At 34.6% G+C, this 25718-nt stretch carries 28 protein-coding genes, 3 pseudogenes and 1 riboswitch; of the genes and pseudogenes, 11 read left to right on the plus strand and 20 right to left on the minus strand.

What is annotated here, in order from left to right:
• Positions 1-162: 162 nt before the first annotated feature.
• From ACOQFO_RS06445 to ACOQFO_RS06455, 3 genes and pseudogenes are all read right to left on the minus strand, one after another.
• Entirely contained in the window at positions 163-2130 is a 1968-nt protein-coding gene (locus tag ACOQFO_RS06445) for a methyl-accepting chemotaxis protein (protein ID WP_421688873.1), read from the minus strand.
• Between the two features lie 239 nt (positions 2131-2369).
• On the minus strand, positions 2370-3302 hold the full coding sequence (locus tag ACOQFO_RS06450; protein ID WP_421688874.1) for a cupin domain-containing protein: 933 nt from the start codon (positions 3300-3302) through the stop codon (positions 2370-2372).
• Positions 3303-3399: 97 nt separating this feature from the next.
• Positions 3400-3537: pseudogene (locus tag ACOQFO_RS06455) on the minus strand (NAD(P)-dependent oxidoreductase); the annotation flags it as partial.
• An 11-nt stretch (positions 3538-3548) separates the two neighbouring features.
• Here ACOQFO_RS06455 and ACOQFO_RS06460 point away from each other — a divergent pair.
• A pseudogene (locus ACOQFO_RS06460) lies at positions 3549-3734 on the plus strand (Rrf2 family transcriptional regulator); the annotation flags it as partial.
• Here ACOQFO_RS06460 and ACOQFO_RS06465 read toward each other — a convergent pair.
• The 4 genes from ACOQFO_RS06465 to ACOQFO_RS06480 form a co-directional block, all read right to left on the minus strand.
• Positions 3719-5176: a protein adenylyltransferase SelO gene (locus ACOQFO_RS06465; RefSeq protein ID WP_421688875.1), complete on the minus strand. Its 1458-nt coding sequence runs from the start codon at positions 5174-5176 to the stop codon at positions 3719-3721. The pseudogene ACOQFO_RS06460 and the gene ACOQFO_RS06465 sit on opposite strands and share 16 nt — an antisense overlap.
• Positions 5169-5711, minus strand: a complete 543-nt coding sequence (locus tag ACOQFO_RS06470; RefSeq protein ID WP_421688876.1) for a D-glycero-alpha-D-manno-heptose-1,7-bisphosphate 7-phosphatase — start codon at positions 5709-5711, stop codon at positions 5169-5171. The genes ACOQFO_RS06465 and ACOQFO_RS06470 overlap by 8 nt, the downstream gene beginning before the upstream one ends.
• 163 nt (positions 5712-5874) lie before the next feature.
• Complete coding sequence (locus ACOQFO_RS06475; RefSeq protein ID WP_421688877.1) at positions 5875-6141, minus strand: DUF1292 domain-containing protein; 267 nt, start codon at positions 6139-6141, stop codon at positions 5875-5877.
• Between the two features lie 108 nt (positions 6142-6249).
• Complete coding sequence (locus tag ACOQFO_RS06480; protein ID WP_421688878.1) at positions 6250-7488, minus strand: serpin family protein; 1239 nt, start codon at positions 7486-7488, stop codon at positions 6250-6252.
• 133 nt (positions 7489-7621) lie between these two features.
• Here ACOQFO_RS06480 and ACOQFO_RS06485 point away from each other — a divergent pair, with 133 nt between their 5' ends.
• Both ACOQFO_RS06485 and ACOQFO_RS06490 read left to right on the plus strand, forming a co-directional pair.
• Positions 7622-7777, plus strand: coding sequence for a hypothetical protein (locus ACOQFO_RS06485; RefSeq protein ID WP_421688879.1), 156 nt, complete (start codon positions 7622-7624; stop codon positions 7775-7777).
• A 145-nt stretch (positions 7778-7922) separates the two neighbouring features.
• Entirely contained in the window at positions 7923-8078 is a 156-nt protein-coding gene (locus ACOQFO_RS06490) for a hypothetical protein (RefSeq protein WP_421688880.1), read from the plus strand.
• Positions 8079-8149: 71 nt separating this feature from the next.
• On the opposite strand, the gene ACOQFO_RS06495 is transcribed toward ACOQFO_RS06490, so the two are convergent.
• The 4 genes from ACOQFO_RS06495 to ACOQFO_RS06510 all read right to left on the minus strand — a co-directional run bounded on the left by ACOQFO_RS06495 (position 8150) and on the right by ACOQFO_RS06510 (position 10836).
• A complete protein-coding gene (locus ACOQFO_RS06495) occupies positions 8150-8395 on the minus strand; it encodes a hypothetical protein (protein ID WP_421688881.1) in 246 nt (81 codons plus the stop codon).
• A gap of 120 nt (positions 8396-8515) precedes the next feature.
• Entirely contained in the window at positions 8516-9520 is a 1005-nt protein-coding gene (locus ACOQFO_RS06500; RefSeq protein ID WP_421688882.1) for a spore germination protein, read from the minus strand.
• Between the two features lie 141 nt (positions 9521-9661).
• A complete protein-coding gene (locus ACOQFO_RS06505; protein WP_421688883.1) occupies positions 9662-9934 on the minus strand; it encodes a hypothetical protein in 273 nt (90 codons plus the stop codon).
• A gap of 149 nt (positions 9935-10083) precedes the next feature.
• A complete protein-coding gene (locus ACOQFO_RS06510) occupies positions 10084-10836 on the minus strand; it encodes a YqjF family protein (protein WP_421688884.1) in 753 nt (250 codons plus the stop codon).
• A gap of 166 nt (positions 10837-11002) precedes the next feature.
• Between ACOQFO_RS06510 and ACOQFO_RS06515 the strand changes: the two genes are divergently transcribed.
• Positions 11003-11182: a small acid-soluble spore protein H gene (locus tag ACOQFO_RS06515; protein WP_421688885.1), complete on the plus strand. Its 180-nt coding sequence runs from the start codon at positions 11003-11005 to the stop codon at positions 11180-11182.
• A gap of 88 nt (positions 11183-11270) precedes the next feature.
• Here the strand turns inward: ACOQFO_RS06515 and ACOQFO_RS06520 are convergent, their stop codons facing one another.
• From ACOQFO_RS06520 to ACOQFO_RS06535, 4 genes are all read right to left on the minus strand, one after another.
• The gene (locus ACOQFO_RS06520) at positions 11271-11645 is read right to left on the minus strand and encodes a DUF423 domain-containing protein (protein WP_421688886.1); all 375 of its coding nucleotides are present in this window, start codon (positions 11643-11645) and stop codon (positions 11271-11273) included.
• A 64-nt stretch (positions 11646-11709) separates the two neighbouring features.
• The gene (locus ACOQFO_RS06525) at positions 11710-12033 is read right to left on the minus strand and encodes a YnfA family protein (RefSeq protein ID WP_421688887.1); all 324 of its coding nucleotides are present in this window, start codon (positions 12031-12033) and stop codon (positions 11710-11712) included.
• Positions 12034-12178: 145 nt separating this feature from the next.
• A complete protein-coding gene (locus ACOQFO_RS06530; RefSeq protein WP_421688888.1) occupies positions 12179-12385 on the minus strand; it encodes a zinc ribbon domain-containing protein in 207 nt (68 codons plus the stop codon).
• Between the two features lie 415 nt (positions 12386-12800).
• Entirely contained in the window at positions 12801-13289 is a 489-nt protein-coding gene (locus tag ACOQFO_RS06535) for a copper resistance CopC family protein (RefSeq protein WP_421688889.1), read from the minus strand.
• A gap of 179 nt (positions 13290-13468) precedes the next feature.
• Positions 13469-13578, plus strand: a riboswitch (TPP riboswitch).
• 109 nt (positions 13579-13687) lie between these two features.
• Here ACOQFO_RS06535 and ACOQFO_RS06540 point away from each other — a divergent pair.
• From ACOQFO_RS06540 to ACOQFO_RS06560, 5 genes are read left to right on the plus strand one after another with little or no spacing between them, the layout of a single operon-like run.
• A complete protein-coding gene (locus ACOQFO_RS06540; protein WP_421688890.1) occupies positions 13688-14689 on the plus strand; it encodes an ABC transporter substrate-binding protein in 1002 nt (333 codons plus the stop codon).
• A gap of 13 nt (positions 14690-14702) precedes the next feature.
• On the plus strand, positions 14703-14993 hold the full coding sequence (locus ACOQFO_RS06545) for a thiamine-binding protein (protein WP_421688891.1): 291 nt from the start codon (positions 14703-14705) through the stop codon (positions 14991-14993).
• A 1-nt stretch (position 14994) separates the two neighbouring features.
• A complete protein-coding gene (locus ACOQFO_RS06550; RefSeq protein ID WP_421688892.1) occupies positions 14995-15753 on the plus strand; it encodes an ABC transporter permease in 759 nt (252 codons plus the stop codon).
• Between the two features lies 1 nt (position 15754).
• Entirely contained in the window at positions 15755-16492 is a 738-nt protein-coding gene (locus ACOQFO_RS06555; protein ID WP_421688893.1) for an ABC transporter ATP-binding protein, read from the plus strand.
• The gene (locus tag ACOQFO_RS06560) at positions 16489-17259 is read left to right on the plus strand and encodes a TatD family hydrolase (RefSeq protein WP_421688894.1); all 771 of its coding nucleotides are present in this window, start codon (positions 16489-16491) and stop codon (positions 17257-17259) included. The genes ACOQFO_RS06555 and ACOQFO_RS06560 overlap by 4 nt, the downstream gene beginning before the upstream one ends.
• Before the next feature lie 66 nt (positions 17260-17325).
• On the opposite strand, the gene ACOQFO_RS06565 is transcribed toward ACOQFO_RS06560, so the two are convergent.
• Positions 17326-19449 carry a sensor domain-containing protein gene (locus tag ACOQFO_RS06565; protein ID WP_421688895.1) on the minus strand — a complete coding sequence of 708 codons (2124 nt, stop codon included), beginning with the start codon at positions 19447-19449 and terminating at the stop codon, positions 17326-17328.
• Between the two features lie 417 nt (positions 19450-19866).
• Between ACOQFO_RS06565 and ACOQFO_RS06570 the strand changes: the two genes are divergently transcribed.
• Positions 19867-20829: a rhodanese-related sulfurtransferase gene (locus tag ACOQFO_RS06570; protein ID WP_421688896.1), complete on the plus strand. Its 963-nt coding sequence runs from the start codon at positions 19867-19869 to the stop codon at positions 20827-20829.
• Positions 20830-20865: 36 nt separating this feature from the next.
• Here the strand turns inward: ACOQFO_RS06570 and ACOQFO_RS06575 are convergent, their stop codons facing one another.
• Positions 20866-21747, minus strand: coding sequence for a LysR family transcriptional regulator (locus tag ACOQFO_RS06575; RefSeq protein ID WP_421688897.1), 882 nt, complete (start codon positions 21745-21747; stop codon positions 20866-20868).
• Positions 21748-21884: 137 nt separating this feature from the next.
• Here ACOQFO_RS06575 and ACOQFO_RS06580 point away from each other — a divergent pair, with 137 nt between their 5' ends.
• A complete protein-coding gene (locus ACOQFO_RS06580; protein WP_421688898.1) occupies positions 21885-22808 on the plus strand; it encodes a carbon-nitrogen hydrolase family protein in 924 nt (307 codons plus the stop codon).
• Positions 22809-22857: 49 nt separating this feature from the next.
• Here the strand turns inward: ACOQFO_RS06580 and ACOQFO_RS06585 are convergent.
• The 3 genes and pseudogenes from ACOQFO_RS06585 to argS form a co-directional block, all read right to left on the minus strand.
• Positions 22858-23310: pseudogene (locus ACOQFO_RS06585) on the minus strand (GNAT family N-acetyltransferase).
• Positions 23307-23762 (minus strand): NUDIX hydrolase, encoded by a 456-nt coding sequence (locus ACOQFO_RS06590; RefSeq protein WP_421688899.1) that lies wholly within the window; start codon positions 23760-23762, stop codon positions 23307-23309. The pseudogene ACOQFO_RS06585 and the gene ACOQFO_RS06590 overlap by 4 nt, the downstream one beginning before the upstream one ends.
• A gap of 105 nt (positions 23763-23867) precedes the next feature.
• Positions 23868-25556 (minus strand): arginine--tRNA ligase, encoded by a 1689-nt coding sequence (argS, locus tag ACOQFO_RS06595; RefSeq protein ID WP_421688900.1) that lies wholly within the window; start codon positions 25554-25556, stop codon positions 23868-23870.
• Positions 25557-25718: the final 162 nt, after the last annotated feature.

The raw sequence follows: 25718 nt of genomic DNA on the forward strand, positions 1-25718 counted from the left end.
TGAGTAAACCTATGAATCTATTTTAGGTACTTTTGAAATAGAAATGAAAGTTATTTGTTGACTAAACCGCTAATAATTGTGTAGAAATACCGAATATCATAATAGATTATTAGCAATGCAAATAAAAATGGGGTAGCCATTTCTGACCACCCTTTTAATTCATTAATATTTAAATTGTTGTATTGTTTGTTTTAGTTGTTCCGCCATTACTGCAAGTTCTTCTGCTGAGGATGAGATTTCCTCCATTGAAGCTAATTGTTCCTCAGTTGAAGCAGAAATATTTTGTACACTAGTAAAGTTAGATTGCGTCAATTCTTGTACAGTTAATGTAGAACTTGCTACGAGATTAGATTGTTGAGACATTTCCTCTGTTGCTAAAGAAACCTCTTCCACTTCATTTGACACATCTAGCACATTCGCACGAATACTTGAAAACTTCTGACCGGCTTCACTCATGACAGAAATTCCTTTCGCCACTTCTTCTGTACCGGCAGTCATAGTATTTACGACTTCTTCTGTTTCTAATTGAATATGTCCAATAATGTCAGCAATTTGTGTTGTTGCTTTTGCAGATTCATCTGCAAGCTTCCGTACTTCATCGGCCACTACAGCAAATCCTTTTCCAGCCTCACCAGCTCTCGCAGCTTCAATGGCAGCATTTAAGGATAATAAATTCGTTTGATCCGCAATTTGTTTGATTGTTTGAACTATATTACCAATATCGATTGAGCGTTTACCTAAATTAGAAACAGCCCCCTCAATTGACTTCACTGTTCGATTAATTGATTGCATTTGTTCAACTGCTTGTTGGATAGTTTCGTTACCCAATTGTACTTCTTGTAACGCTTGTTTTGCTTTATCACTTGCATTACCTGCTTTTTCAGCAATTACATTAATATTCTTTTGCATTTCCTCAGTTACTTTCGAACTTTTTTCTACCGCATCCGATTGTTGTTCAGCGCCACTTGCAAATTGTTGAATAGACTCTACAATTTGTCCTGTCGCTTTTTTATTTTCTTCGGTACTTGCAGTTAGTTCATCAGATGAAGCTGCTAAAGAAGTCGATTGATCACTTACTTGGCGAATAACATTTTGTAAAGAATCCACCATCTTATTAAAGATTTCTGCGAGTTTTCCAAATTCATCTTTGCTTTTTATATCAATCTTTTCGCGTAAATCTCCTTCACCTATTCTTTCTGCCGCTTCACCTAATAATCTTAAAGGTCTAAGAATCGAACGAATAATTGGATATCCAATCAATACCCCAACAATGAGCGAGCCTAAAAGAACAAAGAGTGTCACTTTCAATATTCCATTTGTCGAAGCTGCTATATCATCCAACATTAATGTCCCAACGATATACCAACCTGTTAATTCATTTTGTTTAAAGAAAATCTGTTTTGCTTCACCGTTTTCATGGATTACAAAACTTCCACTCTCTTTACCTGACATATTCCTTTTATACTGCTCTCCAGCATTTGTTCCATTTTCAATGACTGCGTCTGCTAAATACGTTTGGTTCACATCCATTATAGAAGCAAAACCAGTCTCCCCTACTTTAATGGATTTTGTTAAGCTAATAATCGTTTCTAAGTCAATATCAATAGATATAACACCTGAGCCATCATTTAATGTAGAAGCTACAGACGAGATAAGTGTATTATTCTCAGAAGATGTATACGGATTAATAATAACTGGTCTACCAGTATTATCCATTGCACTTGTATACCATGACGTTGAATATGGATCAAAATCCTCATCAAAATGGAAATATGGATTTCTTATCAAATCACGTCCTGGTTGTGCAATTGTTACAGACTCTACACTGTCTTCAATTTTGTTGAATCTTTCTATTTCTTGTATAATCGATTTCTCGTTCCAATTACTATTAATAATAGTGCTGTAATACTTCGCTTGGTCGATAATCGGTCGAATTTCTCTTGTTATGAGCTGATCTAATTGTTCAACTTGTTGTAATGCACTATTTTTAAGCTCAGATTGTAATTCCTTACTTGCGTTTATGTATGAAATTGATCCAATTGTTACACTAGGAAATAATAAAATAATGATAAATGCAACAATTAAGCGAGCTTTCACTGAAATATTCTTTTTACGCTTCTGTTTAGTCATGCCTTTTCCCCCGAAATAAAACACTATATTTGTGTTAAATAATACAAAATATAGTGGAGCATATATAATCTACCCTACTAAACTATTTTACTATAAAAAAATGATATAAAAACACTATTCCTTAAATATTTATATTATTTTCCATTATTTTTACTAGAAATAAAATCTATCATTTATCGCTTAACCATATAAAAAAGCATTTCTTTCTTCTATTTCAGAAAGAAATGCTTTTGAAAGGATCATTCTTCTTCATGTTCTTCAGCAGCCATAGCCTCTTCGCGTGTTTTATGAACCGTACCATGTGGATGTTGAGGTGGTGCATAAATGGAATAGAGTTTTAGTGGTTTGTCACCAGTGTTGATGATGTTATGCCATTTTCCTGCAGGTACTATAACTACATAGTCGTCAAACACTTCTTCCTCGAAATCATATTGCGTTTCATTTCTCCCCATTCTTACGAAGCCTTCGCCTTCTTCAATTCGAAAGAACTGGTCTGCCTCTGGATGTACTTCAATACCAATTTCTCCACCAACCGGAATACTCATCAACGTAAGTTGTAAGTGCTCTCCTGTCCATAACGCTGTACGGAATGTATCATTACGCTTTGTTATTTCATTAATATCTACAACAAATGGTTCAGGACCGTAGTCTTTTAATTCTATTTTTAGTGGAGGAATATCAGTGTTTCTTAAATTTTCTCCTAGTTGGGATTTTATATCACTAAATCTTGTTGCGTGTTTCAATTCATCAGTGAACGCACGGAAAAACACATCACGAACAGCTTGATTTCTCGTTTTCAAATATTGATTTCGATAAGTTTCGTAATCCGCTAATTCATCTTCAAAGGCTTGTCGTAAGCCCTCTTCAAATGTATTAAAGGCTACCCTTTCTACTTCATATTGGGGGTGTCGATTTGTTAAAGAGTAAAATAAATTAACAAAATTTTGTAGGTGTTGTCTTTCATCTTCAGCAATTTTCAATATTTCTGTTTGATCTTTCGGATTTGGTGCTAATTCAGCTAATCTACTATAGAAATCTACTGCTGCCGCTTCCCCTTCCATTGCGTTTAACAGCGTTTGGAATAGACCATCTTCAGCATACATTGGGGAGTATTGGTTGGGGCTAGCATTAAAATATGGATATCGATTATTCAGTGGAAACATTCCCTTCATAAAAAAGTCATACTAGTCTATGCCCAAAATTAGATAATTGTTATTATTCATTAAAAAAAGCCAAGCTCTACTTTTTAGAAACTTGGCTCAGTGATTGTTATTCTTTTTCACCAACAACAGTAAATCTTTCGTTTACATGTTCTGTTTTTTCTAATTCATCCACTACAGCAATTGCATAATCAGCGTAACTAATATAGCTTTCACCTTGTGAATTAACTATCAGGTTATCTTTACCAGCAGCGTTATACAAATCCAGCTGTTATAAGAAAAATTATTGGTATGCTAAAAAAAGCTGGTTTAATTGAAGTTCGGCCCGGCTTTGCAGGTGCGAAATTAGCTAGGAAATTATCCGAAATCACATTTTATGATGTTTATAAAGCCGTACAAGTTGTTCAAGGTTGCCCCTCTTTCGCATTTTATGTTCCGCAAAATGTTCTATATGGAATATTAGATGGCTCAGGTAAGGAGCAATATTCTTCTTGGATTGAATCATAATCATATGGATCTGCTAATGCATTTAACAGACTATGCATTACAGTCAAATCCCCATTTTTCGCTGCTGTTAATGCTTCTTCCACACGATGATTCCTTGGTATAACAGCAGGATTACTTATTTTCATTAACTCCAGTGATTCTTCTCTAGACTGTTCTTGTCGATCCAACCTAGCTTGCCATTTTTTATTCCACTCTTGGAACGGCTTTGTTTCAAATAAGCCACCATTTTCAAGCCTATTCATTGTTAATGAACGAAACGTATTCGTGTAGTCCGCTTTATGTTGATACAAAAGATCAAGAAGATTGTTAATTAATTCCCTGTCTTCATCTTCTTCATTAAATAGACCAAGTTTCGCACGCATACCAGCTAACCAGTTGGCCTCATATCGTTTAGGAAATTCCTCTAATATATTTTGTGCAATTTCTACTGCTTTTTCTTCATCTTGGTTAATTAATGGGAGTAAGGATTCAGCAAATCGCGCTAAGTTCCACATCCCAATGCGCGGTTGATTTTCATATGCATATCGACCGTGAGTATCAATTGAACTGAAGACAGTTTTTGTATCGTAAGTGTCCATAAATGCGCATGGACCATAATCGATTGTTTCTCCACTAATCGTCATATTATCTGTATTCATAACTCCATGAATAAAACCTACTAGCATCCATTTAGTTATAAGGTCTGCTTGTCTATTCACGACTTCGTAAAGGAAATTTCCATAACGCATTTCATCATTTTCAATTTCCGGATAATGTCTTACTATTGCATATTCAGCCAGGGTTTGAAGTTCTTCAATGTTTTGAAGAGCAGCAGCGTATTGAAATGTGCCTACTCGTAAATGGCTAGCTGCAACACGTGTGAGAATTGCACCAGTTAAATCTGTCTCACGGATAATCGATTCTCCGGTTGTAACAACAGCTAAACTTCTTGTTGTTGGAATTCCTAAAGCGTCCATTGCTTCACTAATGATATATTCGCGTAGCATTGGTCCAAGCGCTGCACGCCCATCTCCACCTCTTGAGTAGTGGGTTCTGCCTGCCCCTTTTAACTGAATATCAAATCGATTTCCTTCAGGAGTTAAATGTTCGCCAAGTAATACTGCACGCCCATCCCCCAACATTGTAAAGTGACCGAATTGATGACCTGCATAGGCCTGTGCAATGGGTTCAGAACCTTCTGGTAGTTTATTTCCACCAAAAATCTCAGTACCTTCTTCACTATTTAATCTTTGTGGATTTAATCCAAGTGATTTTGCTAAGGATTCATTTAAAACAACTAATTTTGGTGAGCTAACAGGTGTTGGTGTAGTTTTTTTATAAAAAGAGTCCGGTAGTCGTGTATAACTATTATCAAAATTCCATCCTTTGTTTTCAGTCATTCCCATCCTCCTTTTTCACTTCACCAATAATCCATTCACTAGCTGCGTATAAATCTGGAAATACCGCATCAGCTAATGGATCACTACCTCCAATAAATACTGTTCTTGTTCCTGCCTTCTTTCCTGCAATGATATCCGTATCGGTATCTCCAACCATGTACGAATTGGCCAAATCCACATCATATCGTTCAGCTAAATCTTGAATTAGCTTTGCATTAGGTTTACGGCAGTCACAACCTTCTTTTGGTTTATGAGGACAATAGACAGCCTCATGAATAATTGCCCCTTCTTTTTTCAGCTCATTAATCATATATTCATGGATTTTTTGAAGTTGTTCTTCCTTCATATACCCTAAACCGACTCCACCTTGATTGGTCACAACAAAAATATAATCAAAGAACTCATTTAAGTTTTTAATTGCGACAGGAACACCAGGTAAGAAATATAAATCACGTGGTTTATTGACAAATTTCACCCGATTCGTCAATACCTCATTGATCACTCCATCACGGTCTAGAAAAACAGCTGTTTTCATAGATCAACTCTCCTTAGTTTGCACGTACTAAAGTAGAAAAATGCGTTCATATTATGTTTCCAATGAATTTATATTCGTATTCATACAATAACAGATACTTATCATTTGCTCTAATATAAAGAAAAAGTTGGCAGCTACATATGTAGAGCCAACTTTAGTTAATTTATTCATCTTCTAAAATTTCATCAAAAGCACTGGATACTTTATCGAATTCTTCGTCGCTTTCAATTGCTTCGAAGTCACCTTCTTCATCTACTCTTAAGAAGAAAATATCGATTTCTTCATCTGTCTCTTCAGCTAAATCTTCTACAAATCCAACTGCCACATATTGTGTTCCTTCAATATTAATCGAAGCAAGAACTTCTACTTCTTGCTCTTCATCGTCTTCTTCACCTATTGTAAAAATTTCCCCAACTTTAATTTCTTCCATGAATATTATCCCTCTCTTTATTAAGTTTACAGATACTTGTGTTTCCATATCTTTAGATATTTATGCGGTTCTAATTTTAGTTTGATACGATCCAACAGAAATATGAATTTATTGAGGATTAGAAATAGAACCCATAAAAAGAATAGCTCCTGATGTTTCTTCTACAATTACTATAAAGAAAGGTCGATTTACTTCCATATAGAAAGGCTCATCAATCGGTTCCATAGCAGTTTCCCCCATTTCAACAGAAGTGACAGCAGTAGCTTCTGTACCTTCTTCATTGACGGTAATAAATGTCTTTTGTTTTACACTCGTGATAGCTAGATTCGAATTTCCTTCAACCATTTTTGAAAAGTTTGCATTTTCAAATGCAGAAGTCATACCAAGTGCTTCTAATGTTTCTTTTAACTCAACTTCATACTCTAAAGTGAATTTTGGTAATAGAATGGTGCCCTTTAGTTTATAAAAGCTACTTTGTAATTCTTGCCATTGTTCTAATGTCAGAAATTCTTCAAATTCTTTCAAGCTCATATCTTCATTTGGTAAAAATACTTTCATCGAGATATTTTCTTTACCATAAGGAAGAGAAACCGCTTGGAATTTATTGTTTTTAGTATAGAACAACTCTTCTTTTAACTCCATTAAAGGGATATTAATAGTCGAACCATTATCTAATGTAAAATTCTTTTCTTTTGTTAGCGTCGCATCAAATGGGTGTGTCCAAATTCCTTTAAAATAAATTGCATTAATCAGCATTGATACTAGCTGTGGATTTAACTCATCACCAACTATTTTATCTATATTACCATTAGTTTTACTTTTTACCCATTCATTTATCTTTTTAGGAGATTGTGGGTCTTGAACGTTTATTTCATTTATTTCTGCGTTATAGTAATCCTTGTTTGTTGCCTCAAATTTTTCTTGAAAACTGTACTTATTATTTAACCAGATAGAATTGGCTATGTTTAATTGTATTTTGTCTGAGTTTCGGTCAAGTAATGTTATGAATGATGCGTTAGCTTTGTTCAAATCTTCAGGTGTAATTCCTTCTGCATGAAGTACCTTTTCAATTTCCTCTTTCGTTTCTCCATCAGCACCGTTATAAACCATGGAAATGGCCATGAGTAAACTTGTTGGCGAAATAAAGATATTACCTTCTCCATCACTTGGTGCTTTAGATAGTAAATCAAATCCTAATGCATTATTTGAAGCAACCAGCTTTTCATAATCCATTTCTCCAAATTCAACGTGTTCTTGGATTTTTAAGGAATGATTAGGTGTTGAACCTGTTCCACATCCAACCAACAACATACTAATTGAAACTATCAAGATTAAAACCTTTTTCATCATGTCACCACCTAATATAAATTGACTATCTAAAATTGAAAAAAGTTACAAATCAATATAATGACGATTAAACCATAAAATTTCTGAATAACCCCATCTGAACTGTACACCATAAGACATGGAGGTGAAAGTCATGGCTAAGAAAAGCAAGGCAAACATCAACAATAAAAAGAAAAACTTAAACATCATTGATACGAACGAAGAAATTGCACAAGAGTTAAATGTAGATGAGGTTCGTAAAATGGCACGAGAATATAACCAACAAAAGAAAAATAATAAATATAAATAAATAAATAAATAATAAACAAAGGCCTCTAAAGTATTGCCTACTTTAATGGCCTTTATTAAGTTGTAAAAAATTATTCTTCAAAAATTCATGAAAATATACATTGGAAAAAAGATTATTAAAAGGAAGTTAATGAAGGGAGATTTTTATGAACAAACAAATAAAAGTAAATGAAGAAGCTGCAATGAATAATAATCTTGGGGCTTCAACATTGCAAATGAATCAAGATATTATTAAACAACACGAAAAACCGAAAGAACAACAAACAAATTCTCAAAAGAAATCCAACGATAAATTACATTAGTATGAATGTAGGCAACATGCACCTAATAGTGTTTGCTGCCTTTTACATTAAATCGTTTTGGTTTATTTACTTTATTCTTCTTCAATAAATTTTACTACGTCATAACCGCAATCTTTACAGACAAACAAATGTGGACAGATTTGATCACGTGCAGTATTAGGGTACCCGTCTCCCATTTTGACTGTCTCTTCATCATTATAATGTCCATATGGGTCTAAAAAGTCCGATACTTTCCCCGAATCTTCCATTTGAATATTGCAATTCGAACAATAAACTTTTAGTTCTTTCAAAGAGTTACACAAAGGACATACCGCCATATTATTAACTCCATTTCCCTATAGTTTTTATGTACTACAATACATAGTATTTCTACAATTTGAAGCTTTCAGTACTAAAAATAAAAATTGAGCATTTCGTGATTATTCGAAATGCTCAAGCTAATTGTTTTGATCTTTTGTAAGTTTTGATTGAACCTTTTTGAATATTGATTGTCCATTTCCTTCTGAATTTTGCTTATCTTTAGCATTTTGGCTATTTTGTGAGTTTTGATTATCCTGAGAATCTTGATTGCCTTGAGAGTTTTGGTTCCCGTTGGCGTTCTGATTCCCTTGGGCATTTAGATTCCCGTTGGCATTCTGATTACTACTCGCATTTAGATTGCCAGAAGTACTTTGTAGATCTTGTTTCTTCCAAGGTGGATCCACACTTACATAAATTCTCTGATATCGAGCATTGTAGTCTTCAACTGTTATTAATGCATCTCCAAAAGTAATAGGTGCAATAATAGCAAAAGGACTTCCTTCTACCAATATCCCAACTTTTCCTTGGAGCAAATTATAAGTAAATCGATCCGGTCTTTCAGTATCAAGAATTTGTGGAAACGGAGAGAGTGAACTGTCCTCTATCCATTGTTCAATAGAACCCGAATCAGGAGCAAAATCTATGTCTATACTTTTTAGTCTGCGATTCATTTCATCTAATATTTCTTGATTTGCAATACCTGCAATATAACAGACTGCAAGCTTCTGTTTAGATCGTCGTCCAACCTCGTGAACGTCAAATCGCAAATTTGGATCCTTTATTTCTCTACGGATTATCGCAATATTCGTTGCAATATTTTCAACAAAGCCAATACGAGATCCTCTAATGACAGTTTCTGATTGTGGTTCTTGAATTGCTCGCTTTTCCCCACCAACAGTATCCATTACTAATATTGTTTTCTCACCATCTAAAATAAAAAGAGAGTTTCCTGATAATAATGCGAGAGAAACTTCATCTAATGTAATTACTTTCTTACTATCAGTAATAGATATTACTTCCGAGTAAATTTGTTCTAATAAAGTTATATTAGATTGAGTATTTCCTGATTGATTATTTGACTGATTACTTTGTGACTGGTTATTACTTGGCTGACTAATTTCTGTTGATTGGATACTAAACAATTGATTATTGCGTGTTTGGGAATTATTAGACTGCTGTTTATTTGATTGATTGTTATTTTGCGAATTACCTGATTGGTTGTTAATGTTATTGCTATTGTTATTGGATTGATCCTTGTCATTACCTGATTGGATGTTGCTAGACTAAACAGCTTTTAAAATATTGTTGTTTACTAAATCAGTATTTGTTAAACCATTCATATAAACAATGGCACATTTACTATTTGTATTACCAACAAGAGTTTCCCTAACAACTAAATCATCTGGATTGCCAAGCATTGTTTTGATTGTTTCAAGGTTTTTAGACAAATCCTTTTCGATAGAATTGTTAAATTCCCCTTGATTATTTGGACTATTATTGCTGTTTGAATTGCTATTTTTAGGTTGTTTATTTTTACCAGTAAATACATAATCCATGCTAATAACTCCCATTATAGGATTTGTTATTTATTGTGCGATAAATTTGTATATATATACTACAAAGGTAAAAGTAATATAGATACTTAATACTTACCTCTACTAGTAAAAACAAAAAGCACTTCATTTTCTTTCCATTGTATAGTGCACTAACTAAAAAAATCATTAATTGGCCATATCTTAACTTTGACTTTTTTTGCATATTGGAAAATTGCTTCCTTACTTTCAGGCACGATGTTAAGTGCTGTCAAAATGGAATTGTGTTGGAATTCCACATCTACATCTTGTAATAGCCAAGATCGATGTATTATATCGCTTCTAAATGGTTCGCCATTTTTATTGACTGTGTAAAGGCAATATCGTTCTACTAACCATTCCTCTAGAGACCCCTTTACCGCTAACCTCTTTTCTGTTTTCGGTCGAAAAATCCACTTAATTTCCTCGTCATTTTTTGTAATGGATTCACTTTCAAAATAGATATCGTTACCTTTCTTATCAAAGTTCATATCTAAACAAATATATGGTAATTTAAAAAATACTTTTGCCAGCTTTACATTCAACCAGTTGGATGCAGCTAACCTAAAGAAGTAAATACCTGGCTTTCCATTTAAGTTGACATATGTACGGACATTGAAGCCTGCAAATTGATTCATACCAGGAATCGGTAGCATGCCACGTACTCTCACTTGAGTCGTTAAATAAGGTACGATTGAAACCCAACCGTAATTGTCATATGTATCAATAGGTAGCACAGGAGGTACCAGTTTAGACAATTTCTCCTTCTTCACCGGATAATGTATAAATAATGTATCTAACCACGTCTGTTTCATGATCCATGGTACGTATAGAGGATGGTTTAAGCGCTTATGTTCATAAGAATTTAGACTCCATTTCTCTTTCAAGTTCCTCACCCCTAGTATATGAAGGATTTATTTACCCTCATTTTTAGCTACATAGCCCAAATTTAGACAGTATACAGATTACAATTTGGTAGAATATTTTGAATGTTAATATGCTAATAATGAAATTGAGTGGTATTTATTTTACTGAACAGAGGAGGATTTGGAGTTGAATATTCAGAGAGCCCAAGAAATAGCTGAATCTGGCCATTTAGCAAAAGTTTTTTATAATGGAGAGCGTATTTTTATCCAACATGTGGATGAACAAAAAGAAACAGCAAGAATTTATCCTTTAGATGACCCACAAAAAGAACAAGAGGTACCTTTATCAAGTTTGAAGGAAAATTAAACTTTTCGTAAAAAATAAAGTGAGAACGACTACATTTGTAATCGCTCTCACTTTTTATTAGTTATATTTATGAAAACCTAACCAAAAGTTAACTTAATACCTGTACGGCTACTAAAGCCCAAGCCACTAGAAATAATAATCCTCCAATTGGAGTAATAGCCCCTAGTCTTTTCACACCAGTTATCGCTAAAATGTATAAACTTCCACTAAAGAAGATGACACCCGCAAACATTAAATAACTAGCCCACGATAGTAAAGTAGAGTCACCTATTAATGAATCCATAGACAAAATTCCAATTACTAATAAACCTAATGCATGATACATATGGTATTGGACAGCTGTATTCCAATATTGCTCATGTTTTGGTTCTGGGAATTTATTCTTTAACGCATGTGCACCAAAAGCACCAAGCATGACTCCTAAAAATGCTAAAGCAGCTCCTAAAAATAAACTTATGTTCATAATGTAATACTCCTCCAACTATGTATGAATTCATTTTCTTGCAAGTCGAAAACAGTTTCTATTGTTATGATCTAGGCGCTAACAACATTACCGAAACACCAACTAGACAAATAGTGGCCCCTATCCAATCGTAGATATCAGGTGTCTTCTTATCGATCCCCCATCCCCAAAGTACGGATAGTACAATAAAGACTCCTCCGTAAGCAGCGTACACTCGTCCAAATGAAGGAAACACTTGCCATGTGGCGATAATACCATATAATACTAAAGCTATTCCTCCGAGTAAACCTAATAACGCGGATTTATCTTCTCGTAACCATTGCCAAATTAAATAGCCCCCACCGATTTCAGCAATACCCGCTAATACAAAAAGAACAATTGCTTTCACTAATACTTTCACCTCTTACTTCGCTTTCAACTTTCTTCATTATTCCATTTATTATTGAAAAGGTGAAATTTAAACATCAGTTTTTAATGCAGAAAAACGCCATTCAATATGAATAGCGTTTTTTACTAGTTCCATAATTGAATGTTTAACCCCCGAAAAATAAATCCAAAATATTCATTCCAGTTGACGAATTTTTATTATAGAATTCTGAATAACCACAGTTTTTACAATATACAACGATGAATTGATTATGCTGAATATCAAACATTCTAGATAAACCCGTCCCTGTCATCGCTACCTCTTTCTTCTCAGCATTTGTGCTTCCACATTTTATACAACCTTTATTATCCATCTATAATCCCTCCCCTTAATATTTTTACGAATAAAGGCAAGGTAAGTTTCAAATTTCAGAGTATTCAATCGATAATTTACATACAGCAATAAACCAAATAAAATATTTAGTATGTAATTTTTCTTTAATTAATAAACTTTCGATTAGTGTGGTGTAACGAATGGGGATTCTATATCAACGGTACAAGTTGCCATTTTGGATTATTCTATCTCTTTTATTTGCTAGTGGGACGATTTCAAATTTTTTCACAGGGTCTATGTTTGAAGTTATATTAAATGGAATTTTATCTTTCATTTGTTTAATTATTGCTATTACTCTAATTTTCCAAACAATCAATAACCGTAATAAGAATAAGAAAAAGCAAGGATGAAATATATCCATGCTTTTTCATTTTCGCGTCTTCTATCCCTATTGGTTAATATCTACGTCTTCTTTTATTTGGTTTTGTAAATAACGATAATATGATAATAATGACTACCACACCAACGATTAACATAACCCAGTTAAATGGGGATCCTTCCCCACTTTCCGCTTGTGTGTCCCCTTCTGCAGATTCCTCGCTACTAACCATAAATAAATAACTACCACTCATTGGATGTCCATCTTCTCCAATAATATTATAAGTAACTGTGTATGTACCATCTTCTAATGGAGATGTGAATTTTGCTTTTAATTTATCATTATCTACAGAGTTTGAGACAGGGATTTCCTTACCCTCCTCGTTTGTTAATGTGACTAAACTATTTTCGTTAATAGCTGTTTCAAATTGCAAAGTAATTTCACTTAAAGAACTATCAATAATTTGTCCATCAGTTGGATTTGATGCTTTTAAATAGGTATGTGCAAATGTTGCCTGTGCAAATGTAAATAAAAGAATCAACGTACCAAAAATGATTTTTTTCATATCATACTCCTTCAATATTGATTGGTAGTATTATATTGTTGTAGTCCCAAAATTAGACTTATTTAATCGAATGATGTCGGTTACATTTTATTGTCATATAGTTCAAAAAAAGAATTAATGTTAGGCTATTGTAAATCAGCACCAATTATTGCTAAAATGAATAGTGCAAGTTCATATCGAGAAGAATGTAGGGGAGCTGGTGTTGCCAGCTGAGATTGTGTCCTTTAGACACTAACCCTTTGAACCTGATTTGGTTAATACCAGCGTAGGGAACATTGACTTCAAATTTTTTTATCATTTGAATGAATATGTTTTTATGACGTCTGGGAATATTCCTAGGCGTTTTTTATTTCTTCGAAGAATATGGATTGACAATTCATATGGATGGAGGATTTAACATGAAAAAATTATTATCGTTGTTGATGCTGACTGTTTTCGCACTTGTAGGCTGCCAATCAAAGTCAAATGATTCAGACACTTCAGCAAATGATACAAACAAAGAATTGAAAAAAGTATCAGTAGTCTTAGATTGGACTCCGAATACAAACCACACAGGATTATATGTAGCAAAAGAAAAAGGATTTTTTGAAGAACAAGGGTTAGATGTTGAAATTATCATGCCTGGAGATGCAGGTGCTGACCAACTTGTTGCATCTGGCAACGCAGACTTTGGTGTTAGTTATCAAGAAGGAATTACCTTAGCACGTACTCAAGGTGTACCGATTGTATCGCTCGCTGCTATCATTCAACACAATACATCTGGGTTCGCCTCACCTGCAGATTTAAATATTACTTCTCCTAAAGATTTTGAGGGGAAAACATATGGTGGCTGGGGCTCCCCTATTGAGCAAGCCGTATTGCAAACTCTTATGACAGTAGATCAAGCAGATATCAATAAATTAGATATTGTTAACGCAGGTAATGCAGACTTCTTCACTATGAAAAATCAAGGAATAGATTTTGCGTGGATTTATTATGCTTGGACAGGTATTGAAGCTGAATTACGCGGCGAAAAGATTAATATGATTTACTTAACGGATTATACTGAAAAACTAGATTACTACACACCGGTTCTTGCAACAAATGAAGATATGATTTCTAACAATCCGGATACTGTAAAAGCATTTGTAACTGCTGCAGCACAAGGATACCAATTCGCAATAGAAAACCCTGAAGAAGCTGCAAACATCTTATCAGTAGCAGTACCAGAACTAGATTCAGAACTAGTTTTAGAAAGTCAAAAATGGCTAAGCTCTAAATACCAGGACGACGCTCCACGTTGGGGTGAACAAAAACTAGAAGTATGGAAAAACTACGCTGATTGGATGACAGAACACGGTGTATTAGAAGACGAATTTGATCCAGAAAAAGCATTTACAAACGAGTTCTTACCGGAATAAGGAGATGGTATTTATGGCAAACGCATTATTAAGTATACAAATCATTCCGAAAACAAATAATGGCGAAAGTGTAATTCCATACGTTGATGAGGCAATCTCAGTAATCGATGCTTCAGGTGTAAAATATCAAGTGAATCCACTTGAAACTACAATGGAAGGTGAACTTTCTGAATTACTTTCTATCGTTGAGAAAATGAATCATAAAATGATTGAACTAGGTTGTCCAGGTGTGCTCTCCCAAATCAAAATATCTTACAACCCAAATGGTGTTTCTATGGACCAATTAACGGAGAAATATCGTTAATATGAAAAAATTATGGATCCGTGGAGGAAGGTCTTTTCTCTTCCTCCTTTTTTTATTCATCCTTTGGGAAGTACTAGTTCGGGTAACTGAAACACCAAAATGGTTATTACCAGCACCATCCGATATTATTCATGAAGCGATTGTTGGATTTAACACTTTCTATGGTCATATTTTTTCAACGATATATTTAACATTGCTCGGTTTATTAATTGGTTGTAGCGTTGGTCTTTTGATTGCTATTATTCTTTATCGTTTACCTAAAGTAAACGAATTGTTATACCCACTTTTAATACTGTCACAAAATATACCGACGATTGTCCTTGCTCCCCTACTAATTATTTGGTTCGGGTTTGGAATGTTGCCAAAGCTAATAGTTATTAGCCTTGTATGTTTCTTCCCAATCGTAGTATCTAGTATGGACGGATTTAGACAAACAGCACCAGAATTAAAGCATTACATGCAAATGGTTGGTGCAACGCGAAATCAAATCTTTTGGAAGCTTGAGTTTCCACACTCACTTCCTTCGATCTTTTCAGGGCTGAAAATAGCTGCAACTTACAGTGTCATGGGGGCTGTAATTTCAGAGTGGCTTGGCGCAAAAACAGGTATTGGTGTATATATGACCCTTGCCCAATCATCATTTAGAATTGACCGAGTTTTCTTAGCGATTTTCTTCATTATGTTCTTGAGTGTCATTTTGTTTGGAGTGATTCGCTCAATCGAAAAACTTGTTGTAAAGGGAAGAAAGGAAGGTTCTTAATTTGTTATTAAAGATTAAACAATTGAATAAAACATTCGGGGACCTTCACGTCTTAAAAGATATTCATTTACATGTTGCAGAAGGAGAATTCGTTGCGATCCTCGGCCCATCCGGAAGCGGAAAAAGTACTCTTTTCCAATTAATAGGTGGAAATCAATTTCCCGATCAAGGTGAAATTCTTTTGAATGATGAACTGATTAATGGAAAGAAAGGTTTTATCAGTTACATGCCACAGCAACCTTCCCTATTTCCTTGGCGTACGGTTTTAGAAAATATGGTGCTCGCCTCTGAGTTACAAGGAAAACCGGACTATGAAAGTGCAAAACAGTGGCTTCGTAAGGTTGGACTCGCAGAGTTTGAAAATTCCTATCCAATTGAATTATCCGGTGGGATGAAGCAACGAGTATCTTTTATCCGCGCTTTATTAAGTAAACAAAACCTACTTTGTTTAGATGAGCCCTTTTCAGCTTTAGATGAATTTACAAGATTGAAAATGCAAAAATGGCTTCTTTCAGTTTGGGAAGAAAATCGAAAATCGGTATTATTCATTACCCATAGTATTGAGGAAGCTCTATTTCTATCAGACCGTATTTATATTTTATCGAAAAGACCTGCGCAGATTAAAGCTGAGATCAAAGTCCCCTTCTCACGACCTCGGGACGAAAGATTACTTGAAACAAATGAATTTTTCACACTAAAGCAAGAAATCTTCCAATACATTAAGGAGGAAATTGAATGATTATCGATGCACATATTCATTTGGATCATTATGAAGAAAAAGAACAAAACATGATTTTGTCTTCATTAGAGAAAAATGATGTACAGGCTTTAATTGCAGTTTCTTTTGATATGGAATCTTGCTTGAGGAATTATCAATTGTCGTTAGGTGATTCACGTGTGAAGCCAGCTTTCGGTTTTCATCCAGAGCAAGAAATCTCTTCGCAGGATACTTTAAATCAACTTTTTTCGTGGATGGAACAGCATGTCGATGAGATGGTAGCTGTCGGTGAAGTCGGTCTACCTTACTATAAAAAGATAGAAAGCGAGATCCCTTTTGATTATGCACCTTACATGGAATTACTTGAAAGATTTATAGAATTTTCATCAAAGTGGGATAAGCCCATTGTACTTCATGCGGTATATGAAGACGCTGCATTAGCGTGTAATTTACTTGAAAAACATAGTGTAAGAAAAGCGCATTTTCACTGGTTTAAAGGTGATGAAGATGTTGTAAGGCGTATGATTCAAAATGGTTATTTCATCTCCATTACACCGGATGTATTATACGAGGATGAAATTCAAAAGCTTGTTCAAGAGTATCCGATTGAGTTAATGATGGTTGAAACTGACGGTCCTTGGCCATTTGAAGGACCATTTTCAGGTCAAATGACTGACCCGAAAATGATTCACTACTCAATCGAAAAAATTGCCGAGCTAAAAGGGTTAGATGTTGTAGAAACAGAACGTGTTCTCTATGAAAATACTAAAAAGTTTTACGAGATTTAATTACCACCACCTAACAAAGAAAGCATGAGTCCATAATTTGAACTCATGCTTTTCATATTTCGCAAACTAAACTGTTGCACTATTGTTAACAAATTCCTCAAACGCTTCCTTATTTAAAGGTTTACTATAATAATAACCTTGTCCAAATATTAAGCCGTCTTCACATAACTGATCAACATGTTCTTTTAATTCAATTCCCTCTGCAATGACATTGAGTCCAATAGATTTCGCTAAATTTAATACAGCTAGGACAATCGCTTGGCTTTCTTGATTGACATGAATGTCTTTTACAAAGGATTGATCGACTTTTAATGTGTCAATCGGGAGATGTTTAATATAGCTCAATGAACTATATCCTGTACCAAAATCATCAACAGAAATCTGAATACCAAGCTTTCGGATTTCTTGTAAGATGTCTACCGTATTTTTTAGATCGGCAAAAATGCTTTCTGTCACTTCAAACTCTAGCCATTTTGGATCCAATCCTGTATCCTTTAATATTTGTTGGACTTTATCTAAAAAGTAGGGGTCTTCTAATTGGCGAACGGATATGTTAACAGAAACAGAAAGATTCCCTAATCCAGTATCTTGCCATTCTTTCGTTTGTTTACAGCTTTCTCTTAATATCCATTCACCTAATGGCATAATTAGCCCTGTTGATTCAGCCAGGGAGATGAATTTCATCGGTGGGATTACTCCTAAATCAGGATGTTTCCATCTAACCAATGCTTCCATTCCTATAAGCTCATTTGTAGAAATGTTCAGTTTTGGTTGATATTCTAAGTAAAATTGTTTTTCTTTAATACCATTTCTCAAAGCATTTTCAAGTATTCTACGTTCAAAGGATTGGTGCTCAATAGCTTCATTAAACACTCTGAAACCATTTTTCCCTTTCCCCTTCACAGTGTAAAGTGCATCATCTGCATTTTTAATTAACTCATCTGGATTTGTTCCGTGATCTGGATAAATAGATACTCCAACACTACATGTAATTGTATGTTCAATACCATTTAAGTTAATTGGAGTATTAAACTTTTCCAGAAGCCTTTTCACAATAGTAATGGCATCATCTTCACCCTTAACATCTTTTAACATCACCATAAATTCGTCGCCACCTAGTCTAGCTGCAACATCTTTTGGATGAATTGTTGATTTAATTAATTTAGCTGTTTCTTGTAAGACAAGATCTCCCGTATCATGGCCCCATTGATCATTGATATTTTTAAAGTTATCTAAATCTATAAATAGAATGGCTAATTTTGCCTTATTCTTTATTCTATAAGACATTTCTTCACGAAGCTGACTCAAAAAAGAGCGTCGGTTTGGAAAATTCGTTAAAGAGTCATGGTACGCCATATGGTATATTTTCTTCTCTACCTCTTTACGACCACGAATATCTCTCATCACAACTAACAATAAATCATTTTCAGAATAAGTAGGTGTACTAACAGCCCGAATTGTTGCTTCAACATCGACGTATTCCCCTAAATTATTTAGAATGCGAAATTCCATCAATAGTGGTTCTTTACGTTTTCTACAGTAAGTTTGTGCATCGTGTTTTACACCTTCAAGATCCTCATGGTGAATTAAGTCAAAAAAGTTTCTAGTCTTTAATTTATTCAAATCATATTTCAAGAGACTATTAAATGTTGGCGAAACATATTTAAATTCTCCATTTGGTTCAATAAGAGCTAACAAATTAATGGTGTTTTCAGCAATTAATCTGTAATTTTCATTGTTTCTCATTGCTTCTTCTTCAAATTGTTTTGCTTTCGTGATCTCAGAACTAATGGAATAATACTGCGTAATTTCACCATGTTCATTTTTAATAGGAACAATAATAGTATAGACCCAATATTTCGATCCATCTTTCCGTTTGTTTAATATTTGCCCCTTCCAAACATGCCCTTCTCTTAATGTTGAAACCATTTCATTTAATTCATTTGCTTTAAACGTATCTGAAAAAAGTATTGCATGATATTGACCAATAATTTCTTCCCTATCGTACTGACTCACTTCGCATAATAAGTCATTTACATACTCAATTTCACCTTTCAAATTTGAAACAGCCAAAATTGATGTTTGATTTAATGCATATTCTAATTTGCGAAGTCTATATAATTCCTGTTTTACAACTTCAGGTAAGATTGTCATATCCATTACTTCATTATTTACATCATTATATTCCATGTGAAAAATACTCCTTTTTTGTAGGACGAATGCTAAATTGAAATACCCAATCTGTATTTTTATTTATTTCTTAATAATATCGCATTTCAATTTTGTATACAATTTTTCTTGACTTGAAACTTAATATATACATTCATTATTTACTTTTCCTTTGTGAGTATTTACATGTCCCTTGAAAAGGAATAAAAATCTCGTTCAGCATTTAATTTTTGTACATTAATATTCTTAGATTTTAAATCTAAGGAAAATTAGAATGATGTCTCAGACCTATGACCGATACCCAAACTAATAAATTTGTGATATCATTGTCAGGTTGCTGTTTTAATTTTATTAAAATAGTAATAAGAATTTCTTACATTTTGTTAGAAGTTCCCCGATCAGGTATATCCTGCAAATATATTGAGAGGTGGAAATAAATTGGATTATCGAGTTTTACTATATTATCATTATACTCAAATTGAGGACCCTGCTGCTTTTGCCGCAGAGCATTTAGCATTTTGTAAATCAATCAATTTAAAAGGCCGAATTCTTGTAGCACAAGAAGGTATCAATGGTACTGTTTCAGGTACAGTTGAAGATACAAATGCTTACATGGAGCATATGAAAAATCATCCATTATTTGAAGGCATTGTCTTCAAAATCGATGAAGCGGAAGGTCATGCATTTAAAAAAATGCATTGTCGTCCACGTCCAGAGCTTGTTAACTTAAGCTTAGAAGACGATGTTAATCCGCATGAGATTACAGGTCGTTACCTAACACCTCAAGAGTTCTTTGAGGAAATGCAACGTGAAGACACGGTTGTATTAGATGTGCGTAACACTTATGAATATGATGTAGGTCACTTCCGTGGTGCAATTCGCCCAGAGGTAGAAACATTCCGTGATACACCACAATGGGTACGCGATAACAAAGAATTATTCGAAGGTAAACGCGTATTAACATATTGCACAGGTGGTATTCGTTGTGAAAAATTCTCTGGCTGGTTAAAACGTGAAGGTATTGGTGAAGAAGTAGGTCAATTACACGGTGGTATCGCTACTTACGGTAAAGATCCTGTCGTTAAAGGGCAACTTTGGGATGGACAAATGTACGTGTTTGACGAGCGTTTAACTGTTCCAATTAACCAAGTAGAACACGTTGTAGTTGGTCGTGATCATTACGATGGTACACCATGTGAACGTTATGTTAATTGTGCAAGCCCTGAATGCAATAAGCAAATTCTTGCATCAGAGGAGAACGAAGCAAAACACCTTGGTGGTTGTACAATCGAATGTACAAAAGATCCACGTAACCGTTATGTTGCAAAACATAACTTATCAGAAGAATTTGTTGCTGAAGTTGTTGCGAAATTAGAAGCAGAACAACAACTTGTAAAATAAGAAGTTAAAGGGAACTCCGATTAAGGAGCTCCCTTTTTATATTTTATATACTTCCTTTACAGTATCCAAAAGAGCATGTAAGGCATTAGTTTTGTAGCGTTCTTTTTTTACAACAACGCCTATTTTCCAAGGGATATATTGACTACTAATTTCTTTAGTACTAATGCTTTTACCAAACATTTTTATTAAAGGGTTTGGTACGAGTGCAACTCCTAAGCCTTCATGTACTAAAGACATTAATAAATCCCATTGAGCAGTACTATAAACAATATTCGGGACAAATCCCTCTTGCCTACAACTATCAAGAACGATCTGGCGAAGCGCAAATGTTAAATCATACAAGATCCATTCTTCATCTTTTAATTGTTCAAGCCTTATTTCATTGGCATCTTTTAATCTATGATTTTCCGGCAAACATGCAACAAAGTGTCCTTCATATATTAAACTTTCCTCTATTTCATTGCTTTTCGTTGGAAGTACAACAAATGCAACATCTAATTCCCCTTTTTCTACAAGCTTCGTTACTTCTAACCCACCGTCTTCTACTATTTCCAGCGTTACATCTGGAAATTTACTCTTGAACTGCTTTGCTACCTTTGGAAAGAAAAAAGTACCGATAATTTGAGGTAATCCAATTTTTAAATGTCCTTTTATTTGATTACGTGATTCTCCCAGTTCTAGCTCTAAATCTTTCATTTCCTGAAGAATTACTAACGATTTTTCGTAAAGCAATTTTCCCTCGTCTGTTAAACGAAGAATTCGATTTGTACGGTCTATTAATGTATAACCAAGCATTTTTTCTAACTTTTGTATTGTCTTTGAAAGGGATGGTTGTGCTATGTATAGTTCTTCACTAGCCTTCGAAAAACTTCCGCATTCTACAACGGTTTTAAACGCCTCTAAATCTCGTAAATTCACCAAGAACCCTCCCATTATTCTAATTTCGCATACTGATTATGTTATTTATGTATTTTACATTATAATCAATCAATTTTACACTTTCTGTAAAGGGGTTAGGATTAGATTAAATTCATTTCAAACAAAGGGGATATAGTATGACGTCTTGTAAAGTAGCTGTTGTACAAGCTGGTTCGATTGTCATGAATAAAGAGAAATGTATCGATAAAGCAATTAACTTAATTCAAGAGGCTGGAGATCAAGGGGCAAACATTATTGTATTTCCTGAAGCTTACATTCCAGCATACCCTCGTGGGATGAGTTTTGGTGCGGTTGTTGGTAGTCGAACAGCAGAAGGACGTAATGAGTTTTTACGCTATTCAACTAACGCTATTACCGTTCCGGGACCAGAAACAGATCGATTAGGTGAAATTGCAAAAAAAGTTGGGGCTTATGTAGTTATGGGAGTAATCGAACGTGATTCAGAATTTAGCGGTGGGACACTTTATTGCACAGCTATTTTCATCGGTCCTGATGGAACTTTGCTAGGGAAACATCGAAAGTTGAAACCAACTGGAAGTGAACGTCTCATTTGGGGTGAAGGAGATGGCAGTACACTTCCTGTATTTGATACACCGTATGGAAAAATTGGTGCAGTCATTTGTTGGGAAAACTACATGCCCCTTCTACGTACCGCTATGTATGAGAAAGGCATCCAAATTTATATTGCTCCAACTGCTGATCATCGAGATTCATGGTTTGCAACGATGCGCCATATTGCTTTAGAAGGCAGATGCTTTGTATTATCATGTAACCAATATAGTACAAAGGATATGCACGAAAATGATTTGTTGGAATCAGAAGATATGCAAAAAGCGCCATTTGAACTGACGCGTGGTGGTAGCTGTATCATTAACCCACTGGGAGAATTTTTAGTGGAACCAGTCTTTGGAAAAGAAGAAATATTATATGCGGACTTAGATCTAAATGATATTACACGCGGTCATTTTGATTTTGATGTTGTAGGTCATTATAATCGTAGAGACATTTTCAAGCTAATTGTGAATGAGGAAAAACAGTAAATTTAACGGGATGTTTTGAAAGTGAATCTTTCATAACATCCCTTCTATTTTATAGATTTTGTGATAATCGAATCATGTCTCTGCATTGAATTCCATTTTCATAGATTTCATCAGAATAATGTTTTACGAAAAAATCGTGGTCAATTCCTGTTATTCTAAAACCACATTTTTGATACAAGGCAAGCTGTGGAATACTTGAATTTCCCCCACCAATTTCGATTGTTTTATAGCCACTTGCCCTAGCCTTTTGAATGGCATCCAATACCAATTGTTTCCCTAAGCCCTTCCCCTGATGCTCTTCAGCCACCGCTACGTTGACGATTTCAACAGTTTCAGGTCTAGTTGGAAGTAATACATAAACTCCAATCATTTTATGATCCACTTCAGCGATATAGCAATTTCACCTCGCCAAGTATCCTTCAACTATTTTTATAGATGGATCTGCTAATAATAATAAATCCATTGGTGGCTTCTCATGATTGTTTAATTCTCTAATAATCATAAGCTACTCCTATAAATAAATTCTCTTATTATCGGTAAGTCTGGTGGACTAATGTTCTGCGGCAGATTATGGGGATCAAAAAAAGATATAGCTTGAGACTCACCTTCCTCAATTCTAATCTTGCCTTCGTAGTCGTTACAAATGTATGCCGAGACTACGTTATACACTTCATCACCATGAGGATATTTATAATAAAATTCTTCCCCAGAGTATACATTGAATAGCTCTAATTTATTGGCTATTAATCCTGTCTCTTCATAAAGTTCTCTTTTTGCTGCTTGTTCTAAAGTCTCACCGAGTTCCAAGGAACCACCAGCTAGCCCCCAGCAATTATTGTCTTTTCGAAGTTGCAACAAGATTTCCCTTTTTTCATTCTGTAAAATGACACAAGCTCCAACCATAATCAAAGGTCTCGTACCGACAACTTTCCTTAATTCCATTATGTAATTCATAAATTTCCTCCTGGTAAACTGGACTTATTAAAGAGTACTTCAATAATAAACGACATTTCTCCTTCTTTGAGAAATGTCGCTTAGTTGTTCATATTAATCTCAAACCTACATCTCTTTAGGAGCTTGTATTCCTAATAGTCTCAACCCTTCTTTTAAAACGAGTTGAACAGAATGTACTAAAGAGAGTCTTGCCTGTTTTTGTTGCAGGTCGTCTAATATTCGAACAGAACCATAATATTTATTGAATGCTTTAGAAAGTTGAAGAACATATTTTGCAATTTGAGATGGGTCGTATTCATCAAATGCACGATGAATGACATCTGGAAATGCCATTAACTTTGTAATAACTTGCCAAGCCTCTTCATCATCGAGTAATATTGCCTCATGATCAGCTTTGTAATTACCTTTCTTTAAAATAGATGACGCACGTGCATGAGTATATTGAACATAAGGTCCAGTTTCCCCTTCAAATCTCAACATATCTTCAAGTGAAAACTCAATGTCGTTTAAACGGTAATTCTTCAAATCATGGAATATTACCGCACCGGTCCCTACTTGGCGAGCAACATCATCTTTTTCAGCAAGTGTCGGATTCTTTTCCACTATATTTTCCTTAGCAAGAGTGATTGCATCCTTTAAAACTTCCTCTAGTAAAACCACTTTCCCTTTACGAGTTGACATTTTTTTGCCGTCTTTTAACATCATTCCAAAAGGAACATGCTTCATCCCTCTATGCCACTTGAAGCCCATCTTTTTTAAGACAGTGATAAACTGCTTAAAATGTAGAGATTGTTCATTTCCAACTACATATAATGACTTTTCGAATTGATACGTGTTTTGACGATAGATGGCAGCTGCAAGATCACGTGTAGCATATAAAGTACTTCCGTCATTTTTCTTAATTAAACAAGGAGGTAAATCTTCCCCAACTTCTATAATCATCGCTCCATCCGACTCTACTAATAAATTTTTCTCATCTAGTAACTGAACAACTTGATCCATTTTATCGTTATAAAATGCTTCTCCATGATTGGAATCAAAATGGATACTAAGAAGTTGATAGATCTTATTAAACTCTTTTAGGGATTCTTCTCTAAACCAAGACCACAGCTTTAACCCCTCTTCATTTCCGTCCTCTAATAACTTGAACCACTGTCTTGCTTGATCATTAAGTTGCTCGTTTTGTTCTGCTTCCTCATGAAATTTAACATATAATTTCAAAAGCTCTTTAATTGGAGTTTCTTTAACCTTTTGTTCATTTCCCCATAGTTTATAGGCAACGATCAATTTTCCAAATTGAGTTCCCCAGTCCCCTAGATGGTTAATTCTAATCGCTTGATAACCACACTTTTCCGCAATGAGAGCAAGCGAATTTCCTATTACTGTAGAACGTAGATGACCCATTGAAAATGGTTTGGCGATATTCGGAGAAGAAAAGTCAATTGTAATAACCTTCTTGTCTCCTATGTTTAAATCTCCATAATTCTCACCTTTAGAGAGGATCTCATTCAAGACATTTGCAGATACGACGCTTTTATTTAAAAATACATTCACATATCCACTAACTGCTTCCGAATGATGAAATTGTTTTGGAAGTTTGAGAATTTGCACAAGCTCTTTCGCGATTTCTTGAGGAGACTTTTTGTAGATCTTCGCCAATTCAAAACATGGAAATGATAAGTCCCCTTGGTTCTCGAATTTCGGTCTCTCAATCATACTTTCTACCTTTGTTAAATCTAGATGTTCTTGTAATTGCTCATATAACACTTCTGCGAATTCCTTTTTATAGTCCACTGTTCACTCCTCCTTAAAATAAAATAGACTCTCGGCATTCGCCGAGCTTTGTGGTTCAAGGATTTTCCTCAAACCAATTTATTTCATCCCTCCTATTTTAGGTGGGATTTTTTAATGTTCATTTTTTTAAAACTGGAAATTAATTATCAAAATATTTTCACG

Source organism: Ureibacillus sp. MALMAid1270, from assembly GCF_049202975.1.
Classification (GTDB): Bacteria; Bacillota; Bacilli; order Bacillales_A; family Planococcaceae; genus Ureibacillus.